The sequence below is a fragment of the Stenotrophomonas sp. UBA7606 genome, from assembly GCF_002477705.1.
Lineage (GTDB): Bacteria > Pseudomonadota > Gammaproteobacteria > Xanthomonadales > Xanthomonadaceae > Stenotrophomonas.
This window is the reverse complement of sequence record NZ_DLJW01000032.1, coordinates 561-5,170: the sequence shown is the minus strand read 5'-3', so window position 1 is coordinate 5,170 and position 4,610 is coordinate 561. Positions and strand designations below refer to the sequence as shown.

Below are 4,610 nucleotides of genomic sequence, written 5' to 3'. Positions count from 1 at the left end.
ATGTCTGCCTTGATTTCGCCACCGACGGCGAAATCGCCGATCTGTGCGTCTTCAACGCGGAATTCCCACAGGCCACGACCGGCTTCAACCTTCGCCTTGGCGAAGTGACCGGCTTCCGGCTTGTTGACCAGTGCAGCGCGACGAGCGCCGACGGTCACCTGCACGGCGCTGTAGCCGTCGGTTTCGACGGTCTTGATCTGCGCGATGCGGTTCGGGGTTGCTTCAATCAGGGTCACCGGGATGGACTGGCCATCTTCAGTGAAAACGCGGCTCATGCCAGCCTTGCGGCCCACGAAGCCCAACGAATATTTCTTCGTCATGGTCGTAGTCCTCAGGTCAACTTGATCTGAACGTCGACGCCGGCAGCCAGTTCGAGCTTCATCAGCGCGTCCACGGTCTTGTCGTTGGGGTCGACGATGTCAAGCACGCGCTTGTGCGTGCGGGTCTCGTACTGGTCACGCGCGTCCTTGTCGACGTGCGGGGAGACGAGGATGGTGTAACGCTCGATCTTGGTCGGCAGGGGGATCGGGCCACGCACTTGCGCGCCGGTCCGCTTTGCCGTTTCAACGATCTCGCTGGCCGAACGGTCGATCAGACGATGATCAAACGCCTTCAACCGAATTCGGATCTTTTGGTCCGCCATGACGGTGTTCCTATAGGTCTAAAGAGCGACAGGTTTGGCCCCTGTGTGTGCCAAACCCCATGAAAACGGCGGTCGGCACACATGCGCCTCCCGCCAACGAGAATCCCTTCAAAACAGCAAGGCGGCCCGGTTACCCGGCCCGCCCCAGACATATTCAAACGCACGAATACACCCCGAATTACCCGGAGTGCCCCATGCGACCTGTCCTTGTCTGGCGAATACGAGGTACGTCCTGTGCCTCATTTCGCTGGTTGCGAAGGCCCCGTAAACGGGACTTCCGCGAGTGGTCTTGCATTCTCTCAGTATTTTCAGCTGCTTGCAAGTCACCCCCAGCCTTGGGGCTGGGGGCTTCAGCTGGCAGTAGGCTTCAGCGGCTCAGGGCCGCCGCTGTCTACCCCTCGCCCGCCGCCGGGGCGGACTGATTGCGCGCACGCAGCAGGCTGTTGAACAGCAGTTTGAACGAGGCATGGGTCTGGGCCCGGAAGGTGATGTCGGTACCGAAGAACGCCAACCGCCCCTGCCCCACCTGGGCCTCCGCGGCCAATACCCCGCCCTGCAGGTAGCCCTGGCCCCAAGCCCAACCGCTGCGCAGCGGCGTGGCCGAATCAAAACGGAGCAGCGGCCGGAGCGCATCACTGCCCGCAGGCAGGTCGAACACCGGTGCATTATCCCAGCGCCCGTCGGAGAAATACACATCCAGCTGCGGCCCCAGTCCCCAGTTCAGCGGCTGCGTCTTGTCCACCGCCACCTGCAGCACGCTGCCGGGGATGTAGTAGTCACGCTGGGTCAACACCTTGACCTTGCCACCGGCGTCGACGCCATGCAGGTGGTTGGTCACCGGCAGCCCAAGCAGCTGCGCCAGGCCACTGGATGAACCGGTAGCGACAACGTCACCGCCCGCCTCCATGAATGCACGCACCGCCGCTACCGCCGCATCGCCCTCCAGGGCACCCAGACGGTCGCGATAGACTGCCGGAACAGTGGCCGGATCGATTACCGGCGCCGCCCGCCCGGCCTTGCCCTCGATCGCCAACGCTGCCGGCAGCGGCAGGGCGCCACTGGGCAACAACAGGACATCGAAGCGCTGGCGCAGGTCGCCGGCGAGGATCTGCTGCGGATACACCACTTCATAGTCGAAGCCGAAGTTTTCCAGCACCAGCCGGGTCCAACCCGAGACCATGGAGCCACCGTACTGGTCCCACAGGCCAATGCGCGGCTTGCGCACCAGCTGCGCGCCCTCCAGGCCATTGCCGGCAGGCTCGGCGCGCAGGCCAGTGCCACGCAGCGCGGCTGTCATTGCCTGTGCACTGGCTGCCGGAACCCAGTACGCACCATCGCGGGCCGGCAGGCGACGCACTTCCAGGCCCTGCTTCAACAGGCGGTTGACCGCCAGCACGGCATCGTTGGCACGGGCATCGAGCACATAGCCGCTTTGCGACGCCGGCACTGCCTGCTCAACGGGCGCCTGCAACTGCCCGATGGGCAATGCAGCAAAGGGGCCATCGACAGCCTCCAGCACCCGGTCGAAGGCCACGCCCATCTGCAGGGCCAGCGTCCAACCCGCCGAGTCGTAGGGCGCGATCGGCGGGCCGCCGGCGTACTCGAAATCCTGCGGGTGATCCTGCGGCTCGAACATGTCACGCAGGTGCGGCCGGAACGCCTGGTCGGCGCGCACGATATAGGAGCCCACCGGATACGACTTGCCTGCGGCATCGAACGCCCGCGTCGCCCGCTGCACCTCGATGCCGGCCAACTGCAGGCTGTTGACGAACTTCATCGCCGTGGCGAAATCGGCTTGGTCGGCAGGAATGATGTAGGCACGCGGATCGCGCTGCGCAGGCTGATGCAGCAGCTCGCCCACCTGCGCCGCCGACAACCCTCCCGCCTTGGCCGCCGGCGCGGCCGCAGCCGCCCGCTCGCCCGCGCGGGCCAGGGCACTGGGGCTGGCGGTCCAGTTGTCGGCACTGCCGCGCGCAATGGAGTTGCGGCCCATCCGATAGATGTTCAACAGCAGTTGCTCACGGTGACGCGAGGCATAGTCCAGCAGCGCCCAGTTGGCGGTGAGGCTGTAGTCGATGGACTGGCGGAAGTGCCAGGTCTGCGCCGGCACCGGCGACGGCAGATTGCTGTCCGGCAGCTGCCGTTCGGGCAGGAACGGGATCTGCATCGGCGTCGGGTTGCCGGTGATCTCGGTCAGCACGCCCAGCATGTTGTGGAAATACGGCATGGTCCGCAGCCCGCCATTCCACCAGGTCGAATAGACGCTGCCGCGCTTGGATACCGCGCCAGGCTTGGCCTCCTGCAAATAGCGTAGGTTCATCGCCGCGCCCAGGGCCTCCAGCCCCACCGGGATCATCGCGTCGATGTTGTAGTTGTACGGATCGCGATACGGCGGAATGACGATGACCGTGCCCTTGGGCGAGGTCTGGTGATGGTTGTAGACGATCTGCGGGTACCAGCGCGTATACATCGCCAGGTTCATGTTGCGCGTTTCCTGCAGCGCTGCCATGTAGAAATCGCGGTTGTTGTCGTGCCCGGCGTACTTCTGGTACAGCCGCGGCGGCTTGTCCAGCACACGCTTTTGCGGCACCGGCTCGCGCATGTACCAATCCGAGTACAACTCCTGGCCATCGGGGTTGGCGTGCACCAGCAGCACGATGGTGTCATCCAGGATACGCCGGGTTTCGGCGTCATCACGGCTGGCCAGCTGCCACACGGTTTCAATCAGCTGGTGCGGGCCGACGGTCTCGTTTGCATGCAGGCCGCCATCTATCCACACCACCGCCCTGCCCTGCGCCGCCAGCGCGGACGCCACCTCCTCGCTGTCACGCGCGCGCGCCAGGCGCTCGGAAATGCCGCGGAACTCCTCCAGCCGGGCCAGATTGGCCGGCGAGGAGGCAATCAGCATCAGCTGCGGGCGCCCTTCGGAGGTCTTGCCGAGCTCCACCAGCCGGAACCGATCCGACTGCGCAGCAACCTTGCGGAAATAGGCCTCGGTCTGCGTGTAGTTGGCGAGCATGTAGTCGTCGCCGATGTCGAAACCAAAGTGCGCCCTTGGCGACGGCACAGCGGCATGCAACGCACCCGCACTCGCCAACAGCGTCACCAACAGCGTGCGCTGCAGCGTTCTTGAAATACCCATACCACCCCTCCGTTGCGGGCACCGAAAGTAGCACCCGTTGGCGTGGACCTGGATGGGCCGAAAGACAGAGACCGCACCGCAGCCAAGCCACCCTCAGTAGAGGACTGGGGGCGAGAGTTCCGCCACCGGACTGATGACCAGGCAACGCGACAGTCCTGTGTCGCCCCGGACAGGTGCGGCGCTTCGTGAGACACCGGCAGCCGATCGGCGATTGCAAGATCACTGGCCCTGGCTGCTCCCGGGTGCGCTGCGCTTACCCGGGTTACGGCGGCCCTGCATCGTCAAAGCGTCGCTTACGGAACAGGGGTTTTGCAGCACCGTCGCCCAGCGGACAGAGCGGCGAGACAATCTTTCAAGCAAAAAAGAAGGGCGACCCGAGGGCCGCCCTTCCTTCAATACGTTGCTTCCAGTGGAAGCGCAGCACTATTACTTGGTGATCTTGGAGACCACGCCGGCGCCGACGGTACGGCCGCCTTCGCGGATTGCGAAGCGCAGACCTTCGTCCATTGCCACCGGGTTGATCAGGGTGACGCCCATCTTGACGTTGTCACCCGGCATCACCATCTCGACGCCTTCCGGCAGCTCAACCGCACCGGTGATGTCGGTGGTACGGAAGTAGAACTGCGGACGGTAGCCCTTGAAGAACGGGGTGTGACGGCCGCCTTCGTCCTTCGACAGCACGTACACTTCGGCGTCGAACTGGGTGTGCGGGGTGATCGAACCCGGCTTTGCCAGAACCTGGCCGCGCTCGACGTCGTCACGCTTGGTGCCGCGCAGCAGCAGACCGGCGTTGTCGCCTGCCTGACCCTGGTCCAGCAGCTTGCG

General features: G+C 64.7%; 3 protein-coding genes and 1 pseudogene. All 4 read right to left on the bottom strand.

Features of this window, described 5'->3' with window-relative positions; all coding sequences use genetic code 11:
* The coding region (locus B2527_RS05080) for a large ribosomal subunit protein uL3 (protein ID WP_414716998.1) at nt 1–320 on the bottom strand (320 nt) is incomplete at its 3' end.
* An 11-nt stretch (nt 321–331) separates the two neighbouring features.
* A complete protein-coding gene (rpsJ, locus tag B2527_RS05075; protein WP_010341589.1) occupies nt 332–643 on the bottom strand; it encodes a 30S ribosomal protein S10 in 312 nt (103 codons plus the stop codon).
* Between the two features lie 391 nt (nt 644–1,034).
* A complete protein-coding gene (locus tag B2527_RS05070) occupies nt 1,035–3,785 on the bottom strand; it encodes a M14 family metallopeptidase (RefSeq protein ID WP_293706449.1) in 2,751 nt (916 codons plus the stop codon).
* A gap of 426 nt (nt 3,786–4,211) precedes the next feature.
* A pseudogene (gene tuf, locus B2527_RS05065) lies at nt 4,212–4,610 on the bottom strand (elongation factor Tu); the annotation flags it as partial.